Origin of the sequence: Anaerosphaera multitolerans (genome assembly GCF_004006535.1) — a bacterium.
GTDB lineage: Bacteria > Bacillota > Clostridia > Tissierellales > Peptoniphilaceae > Anaerosphaera > Anaerosphaera multitolerans.
The window spans coordinates 1-21,597 of record NZ_RLIH01000014.1 but is presented as its reverse complement, the minus strand read 5'-3'; the positions used below and the strand labels follow the sequence as shown (position 1 = coordinate 21,597).

Below are 21,597 nucleotides of genomic sequence, written 5' to 3'. Positions count from 1 at the left end.
GTTATTTTTTTATAGATAGAGGGTGAAAAAAATTATAGCAAGTAATATACTAGATGATTTTTTAGCTTATTTAAAAACAACTAAAGGATCTTCTGATACAACGATAAGAGAGTACTACTATGATATTAGAACTTTTTTAAGATTTATTTTAGTTCGGAAGAACTATGTAAAAGATGTTGAGTTTAATGAAGTTGATATAGATGAAATTGATATAGAAATTCTAAAAAGTGTAGATAAACAAGATATATATGCTTTTAATTCTTTTTTAGAAAATCAAAAAAACAATTCCAATAAAACAAAGTACAGGAAAATTTCTGCTATTAGAACTTTTTTTAATTATCTTTCTACTAAAATTGATGTTATAGACTTCAATCCTTTAGAAAATATAGATATGCCCAAAATAGAAAAAACCGTTCCTGTGTATTTGACTTTGGAAGAGGCCGTAGATCTTTTAAAAACAGTGCAAAGTTCAAAATCAAAATTTAAATATAGAGATTATGCTATTATTACTTTATTTTTAAATTGTGGAATGAGATTATCAGAACTTTCAAATTTAAATATAGATGATATAAAAAAAGATAATACTTTAGTAGTCAAAGGCAAGGGTAATAAGGAGAGAACAATATATTTAAATCAGGCGTGCTTAGATGCTCTTAATCTTTACTACGAGCACAGACCTAAGGTAGATGATAAAGCGTTGTTTTTATCTATGAGAAACAACAGGATGGGGAATAGAGCTATTCAAAAAATGGTAGAAAAATATGTAAAGCTAACGGGTTTAGATCCTGATAAATACACTGTGCATAAATTAAGACATACAGCAGCTACTCTTATGTATCAACATGGAAATGCAGATATTAGAGCTTTGCAAGAAGTATTAGGACATGAATCGGTTACAACTACACAAATTTATACCCATATAAACAATAAACATTTAAAGGCAACCATTGAAAACAATCCGCTTTCAAAAATTAATATATCTGAAGAAATTTAAAGGATAAATAAAATATTTTATTTATCCTTTAAATATGTTAAAATATTATAGAAATATTTTCAATAATTAATTATTATAGGAGGTTGTTATGGATATAAATTCAGAACTACAGGCAAAATACAGTTCATCTTTTGATGAAAAAAAGATTTGCTCCTATAACGTAGAAGAAATTTCCAGTCCCACAAATCCTATAATGCATCAAGAATCACGATTTCTTTTCTTCATCGAAGGAAAGGGAACTATTAAAATTAATAACATTTGTTATGATATAAAACCTTACTCCTGCGTTGCTATTGTACCTTGGACAATTACTGAAGTAACTGATGTTATAGAACGTTTACAATTCATTAAGATTGTATATAATTTCAATTATTTTAATCAAAGTATTAAATCAACTTATAATACGCTAGATGAAAGTATAGATATTATTAGTGAATTGTCTAATAATCCAATTGTTTATGCTAATGAATTAGAGACAAAAAAAATTATTCGAATTTTAAATGATCTTAAATCTGAAATAAGTATGGAGTCTGTTTTAGATATTAGAAAAGAACAAATTTTATCTAATGCTTTTATTAGTAATAAAATTATGGAAATGATAATTTGGTATATTCGTCAAACAAAAAATAAGAATTTAAAAATAACAAAAATCGCAAATAATGATTTGGACAAACGAGTAACTATTTTTAAATATTTATATTCTCATTTAAGTGAAAAACCAACTTTAAAATCCGTTTCAACTAAATTCTATATTTCTGAATCCACCTTGTCAAAATATTGCAAAAAAATTATTGGAGTTAATTTTCATGATTTACTTAATGAAATGAGATTAATAAAGACTATGGATTTTTTATTATACTCAGATTTTTCTCTAAATATTATTGCGGAATTGGTGGGTTTTAATGATGCTTCTCATCTTTCAAATTTTTTTACGAAAAGAATGGGATCCACACCAAATCAATATAGAAAAATTAATAAAGATGTTTTTAAAATATTAAATCCTGAAAGAAGTAATTTAGGTTATGAAGTTATAAATTACATTACTGTTTTTTTTATGGAAGATATTTCCGAAGTTGTAGTTGCTAAAAAATTTGATATGTCTGTTCAGGAACTTAATAGAATACTACAATACACTGTAGAAAAGAATTTTGATGAGTTGATTAGTTTTTTAAGAATTAACCATGCCTGCAAATTATTAAAAACCACTGATAATACTATTTTAGATATCGCTATTACAGTGGGTTATAATAATGTAAAAACTTTTAATAACCATTTTATAAAATTAAAAAATATGAATCCATCTAAATTTAGAAAAGAAGTAAACATACAATATGATTATGAATAACTATTTATTTGAAATAAATAGTTATTTTTAAATATCTTTAAATATACAATTATATAAGGTATCTTTTTCCAGTTTTAAAATATAATTTTAGTTAAGATTTAACATAAGATACCATATGCTATTTGACAGGAGGTCTTATAATGGCAGTAATTAATGTAACAAGCGAAATAAATCCCTTAGAAAAAGTTTTAATTCATAGACCAGGTAGGGAATTGCTGAATTTGACTCCAGATACCTTGGAAAAACTTTTGTTTGATGACATACCTTTTTTAAAGAGAGCCCAAGAGGAACATGATGCTTTTGCAGAAATCTTAAGAGACGAGGGAATAGAGGTTGTCTACTTAGAGGATTTAATGGCAGAAACTCTAACTCAAAATAAGGATTTAAGAGAAACTTTTCTTAAACAGTTCATTACAGAGGGCGGTATCCATTCACCTAGATTTATTAAAATTATATATGAGTTTTTAAATTCAATAGAAGATAATAAAGATTTAGTTTTAAAAACTATGGAAGGAATAAATATAAATGAACTACAAATAGGAAATGCAAACTCCTTAGTTGATATGGTCTACAGAGAAAATTCTAAAATGATTTTAGACCCTATGCCAAATTTATTTTTTACCAGAGATCCTTTTGCATCTATAGGAAATGGTATTGCTTTAAATAAAATGTATTCTCAAACTCGCAGCAGAGAAACAATATATGGTCATTATATTTTTAAATATCATAAGGAATTTAAGAATAAAGTTGATATGTTATATGCTAGAGATTTGCCTTTTCATATTGAAGGAGGGGATATATTAAATATTAATGAAAGTACATTGGCTGTTGGAATTTCTCAAAGAACAGAACCAAATGCTATAGAATTGCTAGCTAAGAATATATTTTTCAATTCTAACTCTAAAATTGAAAGGATTATAGCTTTTGATATTCCGAAAAAGAGAGCATTTATGCATTTGGATACAGTGCTAACTCAAATAGATATTGATAAATTTACTGTACATCCAATTATTTTAGAAAATCTTAAACTATTTGAATTGACTAAATCAAACAAAAAAAATGAACTTAAAGTTATAGAAATAGAAAATGAACTTGAAAATGTTCTTTCATCCTCACTTGAAATAGATGTTGAGTTAATCCCTTGTGGTGGAGGAGATGAAATTGTTGCTGCCAGAGAGCAATGGAGTGATGGCTCCAATACTCTTTGCATAAAACCGGGAACAATTATTGTATACGAAAGGAATGATGTAACTAATGACTTACTTAGCGAAAAAGGATTAAATTTATTAGTAATGCCTAGTGCTGAGTTATCAAGAGGTAGAGGAGGACCAAGATGTATGAGTATGCCTTTAGTAAGGGAAAATAATTTTTGAAAGGATGATGATAAAATGCCGGTTAATTTACAAGGAAGAAGTTTTTTAAAATTATTAGATTTTACAACAGAAGAAATTGAATATTTATTAAATTTATCAAAACAATTTAAAAGTTTAAAACTATCTAGAACACCCCATAAGTATTTAGAAGGAAAAAACATAGTACTTCTATTTGAAAAAACATCTACCAGAACTAGATGCTCTTTTGAAGTAGGAGCTTATGACCTAGGAATGAATGTTACTTATTTAGAACCAGGAACATCTCAAATGGGTAAAAAAGAATCTGTGGAGGATACTGTTAGAGTTTTAGGAAGATTTTATGATGGAATTGAATATAGAGGTTTTTCACAAAAATTAGTAGAGGAAATGGCAGATAAGGCGGGAGTACCTGTGTGGAACGGTTTAACAGATGAATTTCATCCTACTCAAATGCTTGCGGATGTACTTACCATTGAAGAACATTTCGGTAAAATAAAAGGTTTAAATTTAACTTTTATGGGAGATGCCCGTAATAATGTTGCTAATTCTTTAATGGTAGTTTCAGCAAAATTGGGAATAAATTTTACAGCTTGTGGACCTAGGGAATTAATGCCTGATGAAAATTTAGTTGAAACTTGTAAAAAAATTGCAGTTGAAAATGGCTCCACAATAACTTTAACCGATGACATTAAAAAAGGCTGTTCCGGTGCCCATGCTATTTATACAGATATTTGGGTTTCTATGGGAGAGCCTGAGGAAGTATGGGAAAAAAGAATAAAATTATTGGAACCTTACAGAGTTACTAAGGAAGTCATGGCTATGGGAAATGAAGATGCGATTTTTTTACATTGTCTACCATCTTTTCATGATACAAAAACTGAAATTGGTAAAGAGATAGCAAAAAAATTTAATATAAATGAAATGGAAGTTTCAGATGAAGTTTTTGAATCTAAACAATCAAAAGTATTCGATGAAGCGGAAAATAGGATGCATACTATTAAAGCTGTTATGTATGCAACTTTAAAGTAATTAGTGAGGTAAAATATGGCGAAAAGAATTGTTATAGCTCTTGGAGGAAATGCTCTTGGAGACAGCCCTGAAAAACAATTGCAGTTAGTAAAAAATACTGCGAAATCAATAGTTGATTTAATAAAAGAGGGTCATGAAATAATGATTGGTCATGGAAATGGGCCACAAGTAGGTATGATCAACTTGGCAATGGAATATGCTTCTCAGGGTAATGTGAATACTCCCTATATGCCTTTTCCGGAATGTGGGGCCATGAGTCAAGGATATATTGGATATCATTTACAACAGGCTATTAATAATGAATTAAAAATGCAAAACATAGATAAAATATGTTCAACAGTTATTACAGAGGTAGTTGTAAATAAGGATGATGAAGGATTTTCTAATCCTACTAAACCTATCGGGGCTTTTTATTCAAAAGAGGAATCTGAGAAAATATCAAAAGAAAAAGGTTATACTTTTATTGAAGATTCTGGGAGAGGTTATAGAAGAGTAGTTGCTTCACCAAAACCTGTTGAAATTGTAGAATCTAAAATCATTAAAAATATCATCGATGGCGGAAATATAGTTATAACTGTTGGTGGTGGAGGAGTACCAGTTATTAAAACTGATTTAGGTTTAAAGGGAGTTCCTGCAGTAATAGATAAAGATTTATCTAGTGCAAAGTTGGCCTTGGAACTTGAAGCAGATATGCTAATTATTTTAACAGCAGTTGAGAAGGTTTCAATTAATTATAACAAGCCAAATCAAATAGATCTTTCTATTTTAACTGTTGAAGATGCCGATAAATATATTAAAGAAGGACATTTTGCAAAGGGATCCATGCTTCCAAAAGTTGAAGCTTGTAAAAATTTTATAGTAAATAGTAAAAAAGATTCTATTGCAATTATTACTTCTCTTGAGAAAGCAGCTGAAGCTATAGAAGGCAAAACAGGTACAATTATTAAAAAATAATATCATTAATACAATATATTTCATATCATATACAAAAATACAAAAAGCTAAAATGAGTATTATATTACTTCTTTTAGCTTTTTGTATATCTTAAATACTTTTATATAGCAATAAAGTATGTTAAAATTAATCATATTGTAAAATCGATTTTACAATATGATTAATTTTATTGAAAAAGGAAGGAGGATAAAAAAGATTTTTAACATAAAATTGGAGGTTTATTATGGGATTTGAGAAGGTAAATGGTATTTTAAATATTAATGTTGATTCAACAATGACTTTGGCGTTTGCAGCTTTACTATTATTATTAGGTTATTTTGTAGTTAATAAAGTAAAAATTATTGAAAAGTATTGTATTCCAGCTCCTGTAGTGGGAGGATTTATTTTTATGTTTGTGACTTGGCTTGGATATAGTACTAATACATTTAATTTTAATTTTGACAATATATTTCAGAGTACTTTTATGTTAGCTTTTTTTACAACGGTAGGATTAGGAGCTAGTTTTACTTTACTTAAGAAGGGTGGAAAATTACTTATTATATATTGGCTAATTTGTGGTGTAATATCTATATGTCAAAACACTATTGGTATAAGTATATCAAAAATAATAGGATTAGAAGCTCCTTATGGATTACTTGCTAGTTCGATTTCAATGATTGGAGGGCATGGAGCTGCTTTATCGTATGGAGATACGTTTGCGAATATGGGTTATGAAACAGCACCATTAGTAGGAGCTGCTGCTGCTACCTTTGGATTAATATCTGCGGTTTTAATAGGAGGTCCAGTTGGTAGACGTTTAATAGAAAAAAATAATCTTAAGCCAAAAAGTGGTGAAGATTTTGATACTTCAATAACTGATATAAATTTAGACACTAGTCAAAAACTTTCTGATTTGGACATAATAAAAAATGTAACTTCAATATTAGTCTGTATGGCATTAGGCATTATGGTTTCGAAATGGATTACAGACGTACCCTTAAAAGGGGAGTTAGAATTTCCTACATATGTTGGTGCAATGTTTGTTGCAGTAATACTTAGAAATTTCAATGAAAAAGTCAAGTTATATAATTTTAATTTTTCATTAGTAGATGGTATTGGCAATGTTATGCTTAATTTATACTTATCACTAGCATTAATGACATTAAAATTGTGGGAACTAGCAGGATTAATTGGTGGGGTATTATTAGTAGTAATAGCACAAGTTATATTTATGATATTAGTTGCTTATTTCATAGTATTTAGAATTTTAGGTAGTGATTATGATGCTGCTGTAATGTGTGCAGGACTGTGTGGACATGGACTTGGAGCAACTCCATCATCAATAGTCAATATGACTGCATTAAATGAAAAATATGGAATGTCAAGAAAAGCAATGATTATAGTGCCAATAGTGGGTGCTTTTTTAGTAGATATAATATATCAGCCAACAACTATTTGGTTTATCAAAACTTTTGTAAGTGGATTTACTGGTTAATATATCAGATATTATAAATATTATAAAAGGAGAGGATATAATTATTCACAAAATAATAATTTTGTGAATAATTATATCCTTGTATTTTTATATTTTTTATATTGTAGTTCAGAAGTTAGCTATTGTATTATCTTATTTATTAATAACTAGGTATTAATAGTACATCACCAGGATATATATTTCCTTTTATATTATTAAGCTCTATAATATTGCTAACATATTCACGTTTATCTCGTTTAATATCAATATTTTCATTGACTATGGACCATATAGTGTCATTCTCTTTAACTATATAGTTAATATAAGAATCTTCAACATCTAAATTGGAATTATTAGCATTAAAGTTTGATACATTATAATCAAAGGAATCTACAGTATTTATACCAGTCGAAAATATAAAAGTAATTAATAAAAATATAATTATTCTTGTTTTTTTTAAGTAAATTTTTTTCTTCATACTATCACCTATTACCTTTTAAAATCAAATATACGTTCGGAATATCTGTTCTTATTTAATTTTAATCGAACATACATTTTTTGTCAATACTTTATAAACAAACGTTTGAAATGTTTGTTCTTTTTTGTTATAATATAAACAAATTATAATGGAGGTTTATGTTATTATGTATGAAGACTTAACCCAACGTGAAACGGAAATACTTATGTTTTTGAAAAGATCTCTTGATGCAAAGGGCTATCCACCTACTGTTAGAGAAATTTGTCAGGAGCTTGAAATAAAAAGTACTTCAACTGTTCATGGTAGCCTTGAAAAGCTGGAAAATAAAGGATACATAAAGAAAGATCCTACCAAACCAAGAGCTATTGAAATAGTAGACACTAATGATGATTTTTTAATGTTAAAAAAGAAAACGGTTGATATACCAATAGTTGGTTCAGTAACAGCTGGAATGCCAATTTTAGCCTATGAAAACATAGAAGATACCTACCCTCTTCCTGTTGAATTTGCGCAGGATAAAAATTTATTTATATTAAAAGTTCGCGGTGAAAGTATGATAAATGCTGGTATTCTAGAAGGAGATTTTGTAGTTATTGAAAAAACTGAATTTGCTAGAAATGGTGATAAAGTACTTGCACTTATAGGTGAAGAATCTACAATAAAAACTTTTTATAAAGAAAACGATGGTTATAGATTACAACCTGAAAATGATTTTATGGAGCCCATATATGTTAAAGAATTGAGTATTTTGGGGAAAATAGTAGGTTTATATCGAAGAATGTAAAAACAGACGGATTTTAACCCGTCTGTTTTTATATTTCAAATTCCATACCTAAATTCGATAAATTATCTTTTAAAGAGTAAATTACTTTATCATTTCTACCTTTGGTAGTAACACTATGTATTATTGAACTTACTATTGATTCTTCTATTGAATCAACAGTAGCATTAAATATAGTGTCGATTTTATCATCATCTAGCATTTTTGTATTTAAAATCGTTTTTTCAGAGTCATGATAAATTTTATTAGAAGTAGAAAAAGCTATAGCAATATCTCCGCTTCCATGACCCATATATGAACCAACGCGCCCAAGCGCTATTGAAGCCCTGTTTGCTATTCTTTTTAGTTGTCTATCATTAGCAGGAATATCAGTTGCAATTACTATAATTATTGAACCTTTTTCAAATTCTTCTTTTTTGTTTGCTTTTCTTGCATTGTACATCATTTCGCCTATTGATTCACCACAAATTCTAAAGTTTTTAATTGTACCAGTGTTTGACAATACTAAAGTACCAATGGTATATTCTTCATCATCTAGCTGAACTATTCTTGAAGATGAACCTATACCACTTTTTAGATTCATAGAAATCATCCCTCTTCCCGCTCCTATACTTCCCTCTTCGAAATCCTCAGAAGCATTTTTAATTGCATCAATTACATGTTCTTCTGTAATATGTAGTCCTCTCATGTCATTTAAAACTCCGTCATTACACTCTGTTACTACACAATTAGTAGCACCTGAATTAGCTCCCATATCAGGATTTTCTTCCATCATGTATTTAATTGAAGCAGTTAAGGCAGTACCCACGCTTAAGGTATTAGTCATAATTATAGGTGATTCTAAAGTTCCCAATTCTTCTATTTGAACTAAACCTACACTTTTGCCAAAGCCGTTTAAAACAGAACAAGCTGCTATGACTTTTTCTTTGTAGGTGTTGCCACCATGGGGCAAAATAGCTGTAACACCAGTTTTAATTGGACCAGAGTCAAGTGTTACATGTCCAACCTTTACACCCTTAACGTCTGTAATTTTGTTTCTAAGACCTTTCTTATATTTTCCGAAAGTATATTTTTTTGAATAAATTCCCATAACTCCTCCTCATATATCTATATAGTTTTTTGATTTAAAATTACTAAGAACTTTCATAAGCGCAAATTTACCATGGTAGTAAGTAAGACCACCCTGATAATAGACATAGTATGGTTCTCTCATTGGTCCGTCAGCAGAAAGCTCTATAGAAGAACCCTCAATAAAATCCCCTGCGGCCATAATTACTTTATTGTCATATCCTGGCATATCCCATGGCTCCGGTGTAAAATGGGCGTCAACTGGAGAAGCAAATTGAATAGCTCTACAAAACTCACATAATTTTTCCGGATCATTTAACTTAATGGATAGTATAATGTCAGAACGTTTTTCCCTATAATTCGGAAAACATTCGTATCCTAATTTTTCAAAGGCAACAGAAAATAGTAATGCTGATTTAATAGCATCCTCAACAACTTTAGGAGCTAAAAAAAGCCCTTGTAATATTTGACGAGTAATGCCAAAAGTTAATCCACATTCTTTTCCTATTCCCGGTGCTGTAAGTCTATTTGATATTAAATTGATATATTTTTGTTTACCAACTATATATCCGCCTGAGTATGCTAAACCGCCACCGGGATTTTTAATTAATGAACCTGCTACAATATCAGCTCCGAAATCAGAAGGTTCAGTAATGTCAGTAAATTCCCCGTAACAATTATCTACGAAAATAATAATATTAGGTGCAAAATTTTTAATTGATTCAATGGTTCTTTTCAATTGCTCAGTACTCAATGCTTTTCTATCACTATATCCAGTAGAACGTTGTAGCATCACCACTTTTGTATCAGATTGTATAGCTTTTTTAACTGCTTCAATATCTATTTCATTTCTTACCATTGGAACTTCAGAGTATTTAATACCTTGCTCCATCATATTTCCAGGCTCATCTCCAGTAACTCCAATTACCTTTAATAAGGTGTCATAGGGTTTACCTGATGCTGAAAGAAGATGATCACCTGATCTTAATATTCCAAATAAGCTAAGAGATATTGCATGTGTTCCGCTAACTATATTAGGCCTTACCAAAGCATCTTCCGTATTGAAAATATCACTATATATTTTTTCAACTTTTTCTCTTCCTATATCACCATAGCCATATCCGGTTGTCCAATTAAAATCTGTAGCTTGAAGTTTGTGATTTTGCATAGATTTTAAAATTTTTACCTGATTATACTGACTAATATCATTTAATTCTTTGAACCTTTCTGAAAGTACTTTTTCACATTCTTCTACAAAATCACATATATTATTATCTATTTCATAATTTTCAAAAATAAATTCTTTAAATATTTCCAAATTTGTCTCCTATTAAATTAAATATTTTATTTTCAAGATTTATATCATTTTTGTCAAACCAAATAATTCTATTGTCTCTTTTAAACCAGGTAATTTGTCTTTTTGCATAGTTTCTTGAATTTTTCTTTATTAACTCAATAGATTCCGTTAAAGTTATATTACCTTTTAAATAACTTATTATTTCTTTATAGCCTATAGCTTTAAAAGCATTTGAACTATCACTATAACCCATATCTAATAAGTTTTTAACCTCTTCTACAAGTCCGCTATCAATCATTGTATCTACACGATTATTTATTCTTTTATAAAGTGCATTTCTGTCCATATTTAATCCTAGAAAAAGCAAGTTATAATCATTATTTTCTTCCCTAAATTTAGAAGTTTCTTTTTTATCTCCAAACTTCAATATCTCTAAAGCTCTTATAATTCTGTTTTTATTATTTTTATCCATTGTAATAGCTAGTGTTGGGTCTAAATCATATAATTTATGATATAGGTAATTTAATCCCTTTTCTTCATATAAAGCTTCTAAATACTTTCTATACTCCTCATCTTTTGTCACTTCTTGAAAATTTAAATTATAAATAATTGAATTAATATACAAACCTGTTCCGCCTACAATAAAGGGGAGTTTTTTCTTTTTAGATATTTCCATAATTAAATCTTTAGATTTTTTCTGAAAATCCGAAACAGTAAAATCTTCATCTGGATCCACTATGTCAATTAAATGATGGGGAATGTTAATTTTATTTAAATCTATCTTATCAGTACCAATATTTAGTTTTTTATATATTTGCATAGAGTCCGCGGAAATAATTTCACAATTATATTTATCGGCAATTTTAAGGGATAATTCTGTCTTTCCTATTCCTGTAGGACCAGTTAAAATCAATAAATTATTCAATAAATCACTCCCTTAAAAATAATTTTTCAATATCTCGTTTTTTTATTTCAATAATTGTAGGTCTGCCGTGTGGACATGTATAGGGATTTTCACACTTTATTAAATCTTTAATAAGCTTATTTATTTCATCAGTAGAGAGTTTATCTCCAGCTTTAACAGCAGATTTACAAGCTTTTCTCATTATTTTATATGGATCAACTTCATAGCCTGATTTAATATCTTTGTCTAAGGACGCAATTGCATCATATATAAAATCAATATGTGGAGTCTCTCCAAAAATTACAGGCACCTCTCTTATAATAACTGCATTTTCACCAAATTCTTCAATTTGGAAACCTAAGTTTAAAAATGTTTCAAAATTATTTTCAATTTTAGACATTTCATCAGCACTTAAATTAATCACTTCTGGAGTTAATAATATTTGTCTTACAACCTCAGAAGATTCAAACTGCACTTTATAATGTTCATACATTATTCTTTCATGGGCTGCATGTTGATCTATAAGATATAGTATACTTGAAAAGCTATCTTCTAAAATAATATAGGTTTTAAAGAGAATTCCCACAATTCTATAATCTAAAAGATTTTTGTTAATTTGAGAATGTGAATCTTTCAGTTCGTTTTCTTTATAAACATTTGAAGTTGTATAGTGATCACTTGTATCTTTTAAAAAATTAATATTTTCAATTTCAGTACTGTAATTTTCAAAGGTTAAATTTTCTTCATTAAAAATATTTTCATTAATCCCATCTAAAGAATCAAGATAATTATTTTTTTCTTCGGGACTCTCCTCTTCCTTTGTAGAAAATATTTCAAAAACCGATACATTTTTTTTAAACTCTTCTTTTGTATTTGAAATGGGATCTATAATTTTTCTATTTGGGAAGAGAATTTCCTCTATAGTTTCTCCGATTATAGCCATTACATTGTTATCCTTTGATAATTTAACTTCATGCTTTTTTGGATGAATGTTTACATCAACTAAAATAGGATCAATTTCTAAAAATAAAAGAAAGACAGGGTACCTGTTTAGAGGAATCAAAGAATAATAATATTTTTCTATTAATCTTGAAATATCTAAATTTCTAACGTATCTTCCGTTGATATAAATATATTGATGAAATCTATTGGATCTATATAATTTATTATTTGAAAAATAAATATTGATTTTATAAGATTCTGATTCAAAAGAATTATTTAATAAATTTGTAGCTATATCCCTTCCCAATATAGAAAAAATTCTATTTTTAATATCATTTTCAATAGTAGTATTTAAAACAACCTTATTGTCTCTTATTAATTTAAATGCAATATTAGGATTACCTAAAGAAATTTTTTGTACTACTTCAAGAATATAATTAAATTCAGTGTTATTGTTTTTTAAATACTTTTTTCTAACAGGTGTATTATAAAATACATCATAGATAAAAAATGTAGTTCCATTAGGTAGTCCTACATTATTAATCTTTGTAATATTACCATTTTCAATTTCAGCTCTTATTCCGGATAAATCTGTATCAGTCTTAGTTAAAACTTCTACTTTTGAAATATGAGAAATACTTGCCAGTGCTTCGCCTCTAAATCCTAAGGAAACAATGTTGTTTAAATCTTCCGCTGTTTTTAGCTTAGAAGTGGAATGACGCAAAAAGGCAACAGAAAGATCTTCTTTTGTCATACCATCTCCATCATCTGTGACTCTAATATAGTTACCAATGTCACCTTTAACTTCCACAGTAATATTTCTGGAATTTGCATCTATTGAATTTTCAATTAATTCTTTTACTATTGAAGCGGGATTTTCTATAATTTCTCCCGCAGCTATTTTAGAAACTGTAGCTTCGTCTAATACTATAATACTCATTTCAAATCCTTTGAATTTATTATCAATTGATTTAGAAGGTTCATTGCTTCAATGGGAGAAATTTCATTTATATTTATAGAAGAAATTTCATTTATAAAATTATCCTTCTTAACATCAAAAATACTTTTTTGTTCTATTTTTACACTATCTTTTTTTAAGATATTCTTATTTATATTCATATCTTCATTGTTTTGAATATATTGCAGTAATTCATTCGCTCTACTTACTATATAATCATTTACACCGGCTAATTTTGCCACTTCAATACCGTATGAGTTATTACTAAATCCTTCAATTATCTTTCTTAGGAAAATAATTGTATCCTCTTTTTTTTCCACAGCAATAGTTAAATTAGAAATACAGTTATACTTATTTTTCAAGTTAACTAATTCATGGTAATGTGTAGCGAAAAGAGTTTTAGCTTTTACATCAGTGGCAATATACTCTATTATTGCCCAGGCAATGGCCAATCCATCATAGGTACTTGTTCCTCTACCGACTTCGTCTAAAATTAGGAAGGAATTTTTAGTGGCATTTTTAATTATATTTGACACTTCTTTCATCTCTACCATAAAAGTACTTTCACCACGTGCCAAATTATCTGAGGCCCCTATCCTCGTAAAAATTCTATCTACAATTGAAATATTAGCACTTTCACAAGGCACAAAAGACCCCATATGAGCCATTATTATAATCAAGGCAACTTGTCTCATATATGTTGATTTTCCTGCCATATTTGGCCCTGTAATCACGTGAATTAAGTTTTTATCCATATCCATATAGGTATCATTAGGAACGAATAACTCTTCCATAAATTTTGATTCAACTATTGGATGTCTACCATTTTTTATAGAAATTATCCCGCTATCATTTAAAGTAGGTCTAATATACTGATTTTCTCTAGCAACTGTAGATAGAGATACAAATACATCAACTTTAGAGATTTCTTTGGCTGTTTTTTGAATAAAGTATAAATTTTCTAATAAAAAGCTCTTTAAGTTATTGAAAATCTGCATTTGTAACTTTAAAGCTTCATCTTTAGAACCTAGTATTTTAGATTCCATTTCTTTAAGTTCAATGGAAAAGTATCTTTCTGACCCCACTAAAGTTTGTTTTCTAATATATTCATCAGGAACTTGGGAAATATTTGACTTAGTTACTTCTATAAAATATCCTAAAATTTTATTATACTTTACTCTTAAATTTTTAATTCCCGTTCTGTTCTTTTCTTTTTCTTCTAAATTAAGAATCCAACTTTTACCTTCATCGCTAGCTTCAAATAATATATCCAAATCTTCTGAATAACCCTTTTTTATAAATCTATTATCATCAATTACAGCCGGAGGATCATCTACAATAATGGATTCAATTTCTTTCACTATATATTCTAAGGGATCTAATGATAAAGACAAATTTACGATTGTATCTATTTGGGAGTTTTGAAGTAAATTTTTAATTTCCTTTATTGCTTTTAAGGAATTTAAAAGAGAAATCATTTCTTTAGGACTGATAGTCTTATTAGAAATCTTAACACTTAATCTTTCAATATCATAAATTTCTTTTAGCATTGTTGATATGTCATTTAATAAAATTAAATCTTCATTTAGACTTTCAATAATATCTAATCTTTTTTCAATTTTAACTTTATCAATAAGAGGCTCTTCAATCCATTTTTTCAATTCACGTGAACCCATAGAGGTTTTAGTTCTATCAAGAATTTCTAAAAGAGATTCAGATTTTGAATTTGTATTAATACCTTTAATTAGTTCAAGATTTCTCTTTGAATGTTCATCCAATATTAAAAAGTTTTTATCTTCATAAAAGATAATGTTATTTAAGTGATTTAAATCATTTTTTTGAGTTCTTATTAAATATTTTAATAAATTATAAATAGATGCAAAATTATCAACTTTATTTTCAGCCTTTAAGACGTTTAAATCTTTAAAAATATTACTATTAATATAAGTTTCATCTTCATCAGTTAAAGAAATGTCCTCTAAATTTTCATCAATATAATTAATATAAAATTTTGACGCATTTAAAAATTCTTTTATATACTTATTTTCAAATTTATTAATTAATATTTCCGAAGGATTGATTCTATAACATTCATCAATTAGGAAATTTACTAAATCATCAATATTAAAGAAACTTTTAAAAGTTGTATATAACTCTCCGGTACTATAATCTGCATAGCTCATATACAAACTTTTATTGGACAATACTATTGAAAGCAAGTAATTATTTTCATCTCTTTTTAAATAATTATAATCTGTAAATGTTCCTGGTGTAAATATTTTAGTTACTTCCCTCTTTACTAAGCCTTTGGCAGTTGCAGGATCTTCCATCTGGTCACAAATAGCTACTTTGTATCCTTTATTTATAAGTTTAGAAATGTAATTATCAGCTACATGGTATGGTACACCGCACATAGGATAATCTCCTGAATTACCACCTGCTCTCTTAGTTAAGGCAATATCAAGTTCTTTTGATGCAACTATTGCATCTTCAAAAAACATTTCATAAAAATCTCCAAGTCTAAAAAATAAAATTTCATCTTTGTATTCTTCTTTTATTTTTAAATATTGTTCCATCATTGGAGTTAATTTTTTTTCTTTATTATCCAATTATTTCACCTTTTAATGAAAAAGTATTGGCATCTACAATTTTTACATCTATAATTTTGCCAATATTATCTACATTTCCCTTAAAGTTTACTAATTTAAATTCATCAGTTCTACCCGTTAAATATTCTTTATTATTTTTACTTACATCCTCCACTAAAACCTTACATGTTTTCCCTATAAAATTAAGATTTTTAGTTAGTTGTATAGAATAGAGCACATCAAGTAATCTTTCAAATCTATTGTGTTTTATATCGTCTGGAACTTGCTCATTAGATTTTGCAGCAAGAGTTCCCTCTCGCATTGAATAGATAAAAGTAAAAGAAGTGTCATATTGTACACGTTTAACTAAATCTATTGTCTCTAAAAAATCTTCTTCCGTTTCTGAAGGAAACCCTATCATTAAGTCAGTACACAAGGCTATATCGGGATTTACATTTTTAATTTTATCTATTTTTCTCAAATAATCCTCTTTTGTATATTTTCGGTTCATAAGCTTTAAAACTCTACTTGAACCAGCTTGTACAGGTAAATGTAAAAAATTACATAGTTTATCTATATCTCGGTATGCATAAATTAAATCATCTGAAATATCCTTAGGATGAGAAGTCATAAATCTAATTCTTTCAATTCCACTAATTTCACTAACTCTATATATTAACTCAGCAAAACTAATAGGACTTTCCAATGATTTCCCATAAGAATTTACATTTTGACCAAGTAAAGTTATTTCCTTAGTACCATTTTCAGCTAGAAATTTAATTTCTTTTAAAATATCCTCTGGCTCCCTACTTCTCTCTCTACCACGAGTAAATGGGACGATACAATACGTACAAAAATTATTGCATCCATACATTATATTTACATAGGATTTATAAGAATATAGTCTATTTGCTCCAAGATAATCATCTAAATTATCTGAGTTCTCTTCAATATCAACAGTTGTTTTATTAGAAGCGTAGTTTTTACTTAAAAGTTCCGGAAGTTTCCAAATATTATTAGTTCCAAAAATTATATCTACATTCTCAAATTTTTCTAGAACATATTCTCTAGATTCATCCCTTTGCATCATACATCCACATACGCCTATTTTTAAACCGGGTTTACTTTTCTTTAAATGTTTTAAACTACCCAATTGTCCATAAACTTTATCTTCTGCTGAGTGTCTTATTGAGCAGGTATTTAAAATTATTAAATCACTATCTTCATTTTCTTCTACTAAATTGTATCCCATTTTTTCAAGAAGCCACTCAATTTTTTCTGAATCATGTTCATTCATTTGGCATCCATGTGTAATTACTTTTGCATTCTTGTCAACAGAGTAATTTTCTACTATATTTTTTATATATTCATTTATATTTTCATTAGAATCCTTTAACAAATCTAAATTATTTATCATACTTATCACCAATAAAACATTATATCATATAATGCTAAACCTTAATAATATCTATTAATAAGTAAATTATATTTTTATACTGTTAGCAATTTTTAAAAATTCTTGAGTTGCTTTTTTTAAATATTTAAATTTTTTATAGTAAAAAGAAACCTCTCTTGCTGAATCAAAAGTTTCTAGCTTATAGATATATATTTCTTTATTTTCGCCAACATTTTTAAGTAATATATCACTTACAAAAGAAACTCCCATTCCAAAACAAGTTAAATTAAAACAAGTCATCTGTTGATCTAATTCCAATAAAATATTAGGTTTTACATTTTCTCTTACACAAATTTTTTCCGCTCTTATACGTGTATCATTTCCTTCTTTTAAAAATAAAAAAGGTTCATCTTTAAAAGTTTTTAAAGGTAGAGTTTTAACAGATTCATCTAAGTATTTTCCGGATTTAATATCTTCGTAGGGAATTTGGTATTCTCCTACTCTATTGTTAGATTCAAATTTAGCTGGTACAGCTAACATAATATTGTCCTTTGAATAAAAATTACGCTCATATACAGAGCTATCAAAATCATAATTATCAATTACCAAATCCAAAGAACCATTATAAAGATACTTTTCAAGTTCTGCTGTATTCGTTTCTATAATATTTAATTTAACCTTTGGATATTTATTTGAAAACTCAGATAGAATGGGAGGTAAAATATAAGAAGTAAATAAATTTGTGCCTCCTATTGAAATGCTACCGGCTTGCAAGTCACTAAGATCCTGTAAGTAATTGTTGAAATTTTCCTCTATCTCCAAAATCTTTTCTAGAGACTTAATATATTCCAATCCAAATTCTGTAAGCCCTATTGGCTTCGTTGTTCTATCAAAAATATCAAAACCTATTTCCAATTCAATCTTTTTAATTGCCGCACTTAAAGATGGTTGTGAAATAAATAAATTCTTCGCAGCTTTTGAAAAACTTTTTTCTAAATAAACTTCATAAACATATTCAATACCTTTAAACATTATATACCCCTGTCTATAGTTCTATACATTATTATATATTTGATTATATAATAGAATAAAACTATAATTATATCAAGAGAAATTTGTTTAAAGTGTAAATTTTGGAGGGTAAAATGAATAGTGAATTATACAGGATAGAAGAAGATTCCATTGGAAAAATTAAGATTCCTAAAGAGGCGTACTATGGCTCCCAGTCACTTAGAGCTAAAGATAATTTTAATATTACTGGACAGAAATTATATTCGGAATTAATTATTTCAATGGCAGAGATAAAAAAGGCTGCAGCTATAACTAATATGGAAATTGGAGATCTAAATTCAAAAATTGGAAACGCTATAGTGAAAGCTTGTGATGAAATAATCCTTGGAAAATTTCATGATCAATTTATTGTTGATCCAATACAAGGTGGTGCTGGGACATCTACTAATATGAATACTAATGAAGTAATAGCCAACATAGCGCTGGAACTAATTGGAGAAGAAAAAGGAAATTATAAAATTATTAATCCTAATGATCATGTAAATATGGGACAATCAACTAATGACGTATATCCTTCAGGCGGAAAAATGACTGTATTAAAATTGATTATTAAAGCTATTAGTAAATTAGAAGATTTAGAATCTGCTCTTTTAAAAAAATCTGTTGAATTTTCCGATGTTATTAAAATGGGAAGAACACAACTTGAAGATGCAGTACCTATAACTCTAGGTCAGGAGTTTAATGCTTACAGCAGTGCAATTAAAAGAGATATTAGAAGGTTTACTCTTGCAATGAACGAAATGCAGGTTTTAAATTTAGGTGGTACTGCCATTGGAACAGGTTTAAACGCTGATGTAAATTATGTTAAGAACATAGTCCCTAATTTAAGCAAAATAAGTGGTTTAAATTTAACTCAAGCAGAAGATTTAATAGATAATACTCAAAATTTGGATTCTTATGTAATGGTTTCAGGAGTAATTAAATCCTGTGCAGTTTCTTTATCTAAAATAAGTAATGATTTAAGATTAATGAATTCCGGACCTAGAACTGGTTTTGGAGAAATTAACTTACCTCCTAAACAAAACGGTTCTTCAATTATGCCCGGAAAAGTAAATCCAGTTATTCCTGAAGTTGTAAATCAAGTTGCTTTTAATATTGTAGGAAATGATGTAACTATAACTATGGCTGCCGAAGCGGGTCAATTAGAATTAAACGCCTTTGAGCCTATTTTATTCTACAAGCTATTTGATTCATTAAATACACTTATAAATGGAATTACTACTTTTATAGATAATTGTATAGTTGATATTGTTGCTAATAGAAAAGAAAGTAGAAGATTAGTAGATCACTCTATCGGGATGATTACGGCAATTAATCCTTATGTTGGCTATGATAGGGCTGCTAAAATAGCTCAAGAGGCTTTAAAAACAGGAAAATCCATTAGAGAATTAATATTGAGAGATGAACTTATACCGGAATCAGAAATAGATGATATTCTAGACCCATTTAAAATGTTAAAACCTGGTGTAATAGGTAAAGATAGTAGGTGAAATATGAAATATAGAATTGAAAAAGATTCAATGGGCGAAATTAAAGTTTCTGAGGCTGTTTACTGGGGTGCTCAAACTCAAAGAAGTTTTAATAATTTTAAAATCGGAAAAGAAATAATGCCAATTGAACTTATTAGAGCACTTGCTCATCTAAAAAAAGCATGTGCAAGAGCAAATTTTGAATTTGGAAAACTAAGCGAAAAGAAATGTCTTTTAATTGAACAATGCTGTGATGAGATTATATCTAAAAAATTGGATGGAAATTTTCCCTTAAAGATTTTTCAAACAGGAAGCGGTACTCAAAGTAATATGAATATAAATGAAGTTATTGCTAACAGAGGTAATGAAATAGCCTCAGAAAAAATTCTTCATCCCAATGATGATGTAAATATGTCTCAAAGTTCCAATGATACTTTTCCTACAGCAATGCATATAGCTGCGATTATTGAAATAAATAAAAACTTACTACCTTCCATTGAAAGTTTAATAAATACATTTAAAGATTTAGAAAATAAATATGATCAAATAGTTAAAATCGGTAGGACACATTTACAAGATGCTACACCTATAAAATTTTCTCAAGAAATTAGCGCATGGAGAAATATGCTGGAAGTAAATAAAGAGATGATTATTGAAAGTAATGAGGGGCTTTTAAAACTAGCCATAGGAGGAACGGCAGTTGGAACAGGGATAAACGCTCCTAATCAATTTGGTGAAAAAGTATGCGAAATTTTAAGAGATAACTTAGGCTATAAGTTTCTATCAGAAGACAATAAATTCCATGGCCTAACCAGCAAAGACTACATTGTATATTCTCATGGTGCTATAAAAGCAACAGCTGTAAATTTAATGAAAATTGGTAATGATATAAGGTGGCTTGCCAGTGGTCCAAGGTGCGGTTTAGGGGAAATTAATATTCCCTCTAATGAACCCGGTTCTTCAATTATGCCTGGGAAAGTAAATCCCACTCAGTCTGAGGCCTTAACTATGGTCTGTGTACAAGTTATGGGTAATGATGCTACAATAGGTTTCGCTGCATCACAGGGTAATTTTCAATTAAATGTATTTATGCCTGTAATCATTTATAACTATTTACAATCAGTTGGTTTATTAGCAGATGCTATAAATTCTTTTAATGAACATTGTGCTGTTGGAATAGTACCAAATGAAGAAAAAATGGATTTTAATCTGCATAATTCATTAATGCTTGTAACAGCATTAAATCCAAAAATAGGTTATGATAATTCCGCTAAGGTAGCAAAATATGCTTTTAATCACAATTGTTCTTTAAAAGAAGCAGCAATTCATTTAAATTTACTTACAGAAGAAGAATTTGATTTAATAGTTAAACCCAATGAGATGGTTTAAATTAATTTAAGAGAATAAATAAAATCCATTATATTTTTCATATAATGGATCAGATTGAAGACAAAAGGCATTTTAGATTTAATTTTTACTCTAAAATGCCTTTTGAAATTCAAAAATTGATAATTTTTA

Annotated in this window: 17 protein-coding genes; 9 read left to right on the top strand and 8 right to left on the bottom strand. The window is 28.3% G+C overall.

The genetic code is table 11. The features are described from left to right. Window positions 1–31: 31 nt before the first annotated feature. From EF514_RS08725 to gltS, 6 genes are all read left to right on the top strand, one after another. A complete protein-coding gene (locus EF514_RS08725; RefSeq protein ID WP_127725096.1) occupies window positions 32–994 on the top strand; it encodes a tyrosine recombinase XerC in 963 nt (320 codons plus the stop codon). An 88-nt stretch (window positions 995–1,082) separates the two neighbouring features. Continuing rightward, window positions 1,083–2,339 (top strand): helix-turn-helix domain-containing protein, encoded by a 1,257-nt coding sequence (locus EF514_RS08720; protein WP_127725062.1) that lies wholly within the window; start codon window positions 1,083–1,085, stop codon window positions 2,337–2,339. Window positions 2,340–2,479: 140 nt separating this feature from the next. Further along, window positions 2,480–3,712 carry an arginine deiminase gene (arcA, locus tag EF514_RS08715; protein WP_127725061.1) on the top strand — a complete coding sequence of 411 codons (1,233 nt, stop codon included), beginning with the start codon at window positions 2,480–2,482 and terminating at the stop codon, window positions 3,710–3,712. Window positions 3,713–3,727: 15 nt separating this feature from the next. Next, window positions 3,728–4,720, top strand: coding sequence for an ornithine carbamoyltransferase (gene argF / locus EF514_RS08710; protein WP_127725060.1), 993 nt, complete (start codon window positions 3,728–3,730; stop codon window positions 4,718–4,720). A 15-nt stretch (window positions 4,721–4,735) separates the two neighbouring features. After that, window positions 4,736–5,674: a carbamate kinase gene (gene arcC / locus EF514_RS08705; protein WP_127725059.1), complete on the top strand. Its 939-nt coding sequence runs from the start codon at window positions 4,736–4,738 to the stop codon at window positions 5,672–5,674. A 223-nt stretch (window positions 5,675–5,897) separates the two neighbouring features. Then, window positions 5,898–7,148, top strand: coding sequence for a sodium/glutamate symporter (gene gltS, locus EF514_RS08700; RefSeq protein ID WP_127725058.1), 1,251 nt, complete (start codon window positions 5,898–5,900; stop codon window positions 7,146–7,148). Between the two features lie 139 nt (window positions 7,149–7,287). Here the strand turns inward: gltS and EF514_RS08695 are convergent, their stop codons facing one another. Continuing rightward, the gene (locus tag EF514_RS08695; protein WP_127725057.1) at window positions 7,288–7,605 is read right to left on the bottom strand and encodes a LysM peptidoglycan-binding domain-containing protein; all 318 of its coding nucleotides are present in this window, start codon (window positions 7,603–7,605) and stop codon (window positions 7,288–7,290) included. Between the two features lie 166 nt (window positions 7,606–7,771). Between EF514_RS08695 and lexA the strand changes: the two genes are divergently transcribed. Continuing rightward, complete coding sequence (gene lexA, locus EF514_RS08690; RefSeq protein WP_127725056.1) at window positions 7,772–8,389, top strand: transcriptional repressor LexA; 618 nt, start codon at window positions 7,772–7,774, stop codon at window positions 8,387–8,389. Window positions 8,390–8,417: 28 nt separating this feature from the next. On the opposite strand, the gene EF514_RS08685 is transcribed toward lexA, so the two are convergent. The 7 genes from EF514_RS08685 to EF514_RS08655 form a co-directional block, all read right to left on the bottom strand. After that, window positions 8,418–9,476 carry a DmpA family aminopeptidase gene (locus EF514_RS08685; RefSeq protein ID WP_127725055.1) on the bottom strand — a complete coding sequence of 353 codons (1,059 nt, stop codon included), beginning with the start codon at window positions 9,474–9,476 and terminating at the stop codon, window positions 8,418–8,420. 9 nt (window positions 9,477–9,485) lie between these two features. After that, complete coding sequence (locus EF514_RS08680) at window positions 9,486–10,772, bottom strand: methionine gamma-lyase family protein (protein WP_127725054.1); 1,287 nt, start codon at window positions 10,770–10,772, stop codon at window positions 9,486–9,488. After that, the gene (gene miaA, locus EF514_RS08675; protein ID WP_127725053.1) at window positions 10,759–11,676 is read right to left on the bottom strand and encodes a tRNA (adenosine(37)-N6)-dimethylallyltransferase MiaA; all 918 of its coding nucleotides are present in this window, start codon (window positions 11,674–11,676) and stop codon (window positions 10,759–10,761) included. The genes EF514_RS08680 and miaA overlap by 14 nt, the downstream gene beginning before the upstream one ends. 4 nt (window positions 11,677–11,680) lie before the next feature. Next, the gene (mutL, locus tag EF514_RS08670; RefSeq protein WP_127725052.1) at window positions 11,681–13,537 is read right to left on the bottom strand and encodes a DNA mismatch repair endonuclease MutL; all 1,857 of its coding nucleotides are present in this window, start codon (window positions 13,535–13,537) and stop codon (window positions 11,681–11,683) included. Continuing rightward, complete coding sequence (mutS, locus tag EF514_RS08665; RefSeq protein WP_338067659.1) at window positions 13,534–16,164, bottom strand: DNA mismatch repair protein MutS; 2,631 nt, start codon at window positions 16,162–16,164, stop codon at window positions 13,534–13,536. Before mutS ends, mutL begins: the two co-directional genes overlap by 4 nt. Next, window positions 16,157–17,560, bottom strand: a complete 1,404-nt coding sequence (miaB, locus tag EF514_RS08660; protein WP_127725051.1) for a tRNA (N6-isopentenyl adenosine(37)-C2)-methylthiotransferase MiaB — start codon at window positions 17,558–17,560, stop codon at window positions 16,157–16,159. The genes mutS and miaB overlap by 8 nt, the downstream gene beginning before the upstream one ends. 66 nt (window positions 17,561–17,626) lie before the next feature. Continuing rightward, window positions 17,627–18,571 carry a LysR family transcriptional regulator gene (locus EF514_RS08655; RefSeq protein ID WP_127725050.1) on the bottom strand — a complete coding sequence of 315 codons (945 nt, stop codon included), beginning with the start codon at window positions 18,569–18,571 and terminating at the stop codon, window positions 17,627–17,629. Window positions 18,572–18,684: 113 nt separating this feature from the next. Between EF514_RS08655 and EF514_RS08650 the strand changes: the two genes are divergently transcribed. Together EF514_RS08650 and fumC are read left to right on the top strand one after the other, a co-directional pair. Then, window positions 18,685–20,100: an aspartate ammonia-lyase gene (locus EF514_RS08650; protein WP_127725049.1), complete on the top strand. Its 1,416-nt coding sequence runs from the start codon at window positions 18,685–18,687 to the stop codon at window positions 20,098–20,100. 3 nt (window positions 20,101–20,103) lie between these two features. After that, a complete protein-coding gene (fumC, locus tag EF514_RS08645) occupies window positions 20,104–21,468 on the top strand; it encodes a class II fumarate hydratase (protein WP_127725048.1) in 1,365 nt (454 codons plus the stop codon). The last annotated feature ends 129 nt before the right edge of the window (window positions 21,469–21,597 follow it).

Bases quoted from the DNA above. Each gene is read 5' to 3' on its own strand.
- EF514_RS08720 (WP_127725062.1), top strand. From the start codon at position 1,083: ATGGATATAAATTCAGAACTACAGGCAAAATACAGTTCATCTTTTGAT.
- arcA (WP_127725061.1), top strand. From the start codon at position 2,480: ATGGCAGTAATTAATGTAACAAGCGAAATAAATCCCTTAGAAAAAGTT.
- argF (WP_127725060.1), top strand. From the start codon at position 3,728: ATGCCGGTTAATTTACAAGGAAGAAGTTTTTTAAAATTATTAGATTTT.
- arcC (WP_127725059.1), top strand. From the start codon at position 4,736: ATGGCGAAAAGAATTGTTATAGCTCTTGGAGGAAATGCTCTTGGAGAC.
- gltS (WP_127725058.1), top strand. From the start codon at position 5,898: ATGGGATTTGAGAAGGTAAATGGTATTTTAAATATTAATGTTGATTCA.
- EF514_RS08695 (WP_127725057.1), bottom strand. From the start codon at position 7,605: ATGAAGAAAAAAATTTACTTAAAAAAAACAAGAATAATTATATTTTTA.
- lexA (WP_127725056.1), top strand. From the start codon at position 7,772: ATGTATGAAGACTTAACCCAACGTGAAACGGAAATACTTATGTTTTTG.
- EF514_RS08685 (WP_127725055.1), bottom strand. From the start codon at position 9,476: ATGGGAATTTATTCAAAAAAATATACTTTCGGAAAATATAAGAAAGGT.
- mutL (WP_127725052.1), bottom strand. From the start codon at position 13,537: ATGAGTATTATAGTATTAGACGAAGCTACAGTTTCTAAAATAGCTGCG.
- miaB (WP_127725051.1), bottom strand. From the start codon at position 17,560: ATGATAAATAATTTAGATTTGTTAAAGGATTCTAATGAAAATATAAAT.
- EF514_RS08655 (WP_127725050.1), bottom strand. From the start codon at position 18,571: ATGTTTAAAGGTATTGAATATGTTTATGAAGTTTATTTAGAAAAAAGT.
- EF514_RS08650 (WP_127725049.1), top strand. From the start codon at position 18,685: ATGAATAGTGAATTATACAGGATAGAAGAAGATTCCATTGGAAAAATT.
- fumC (WP_127725048.1), top strand. From the start codon at position 20,104: ATGAAATATAGAATTGAAAAAGATTCAATGGGCGAAATTAAAGTTTCT.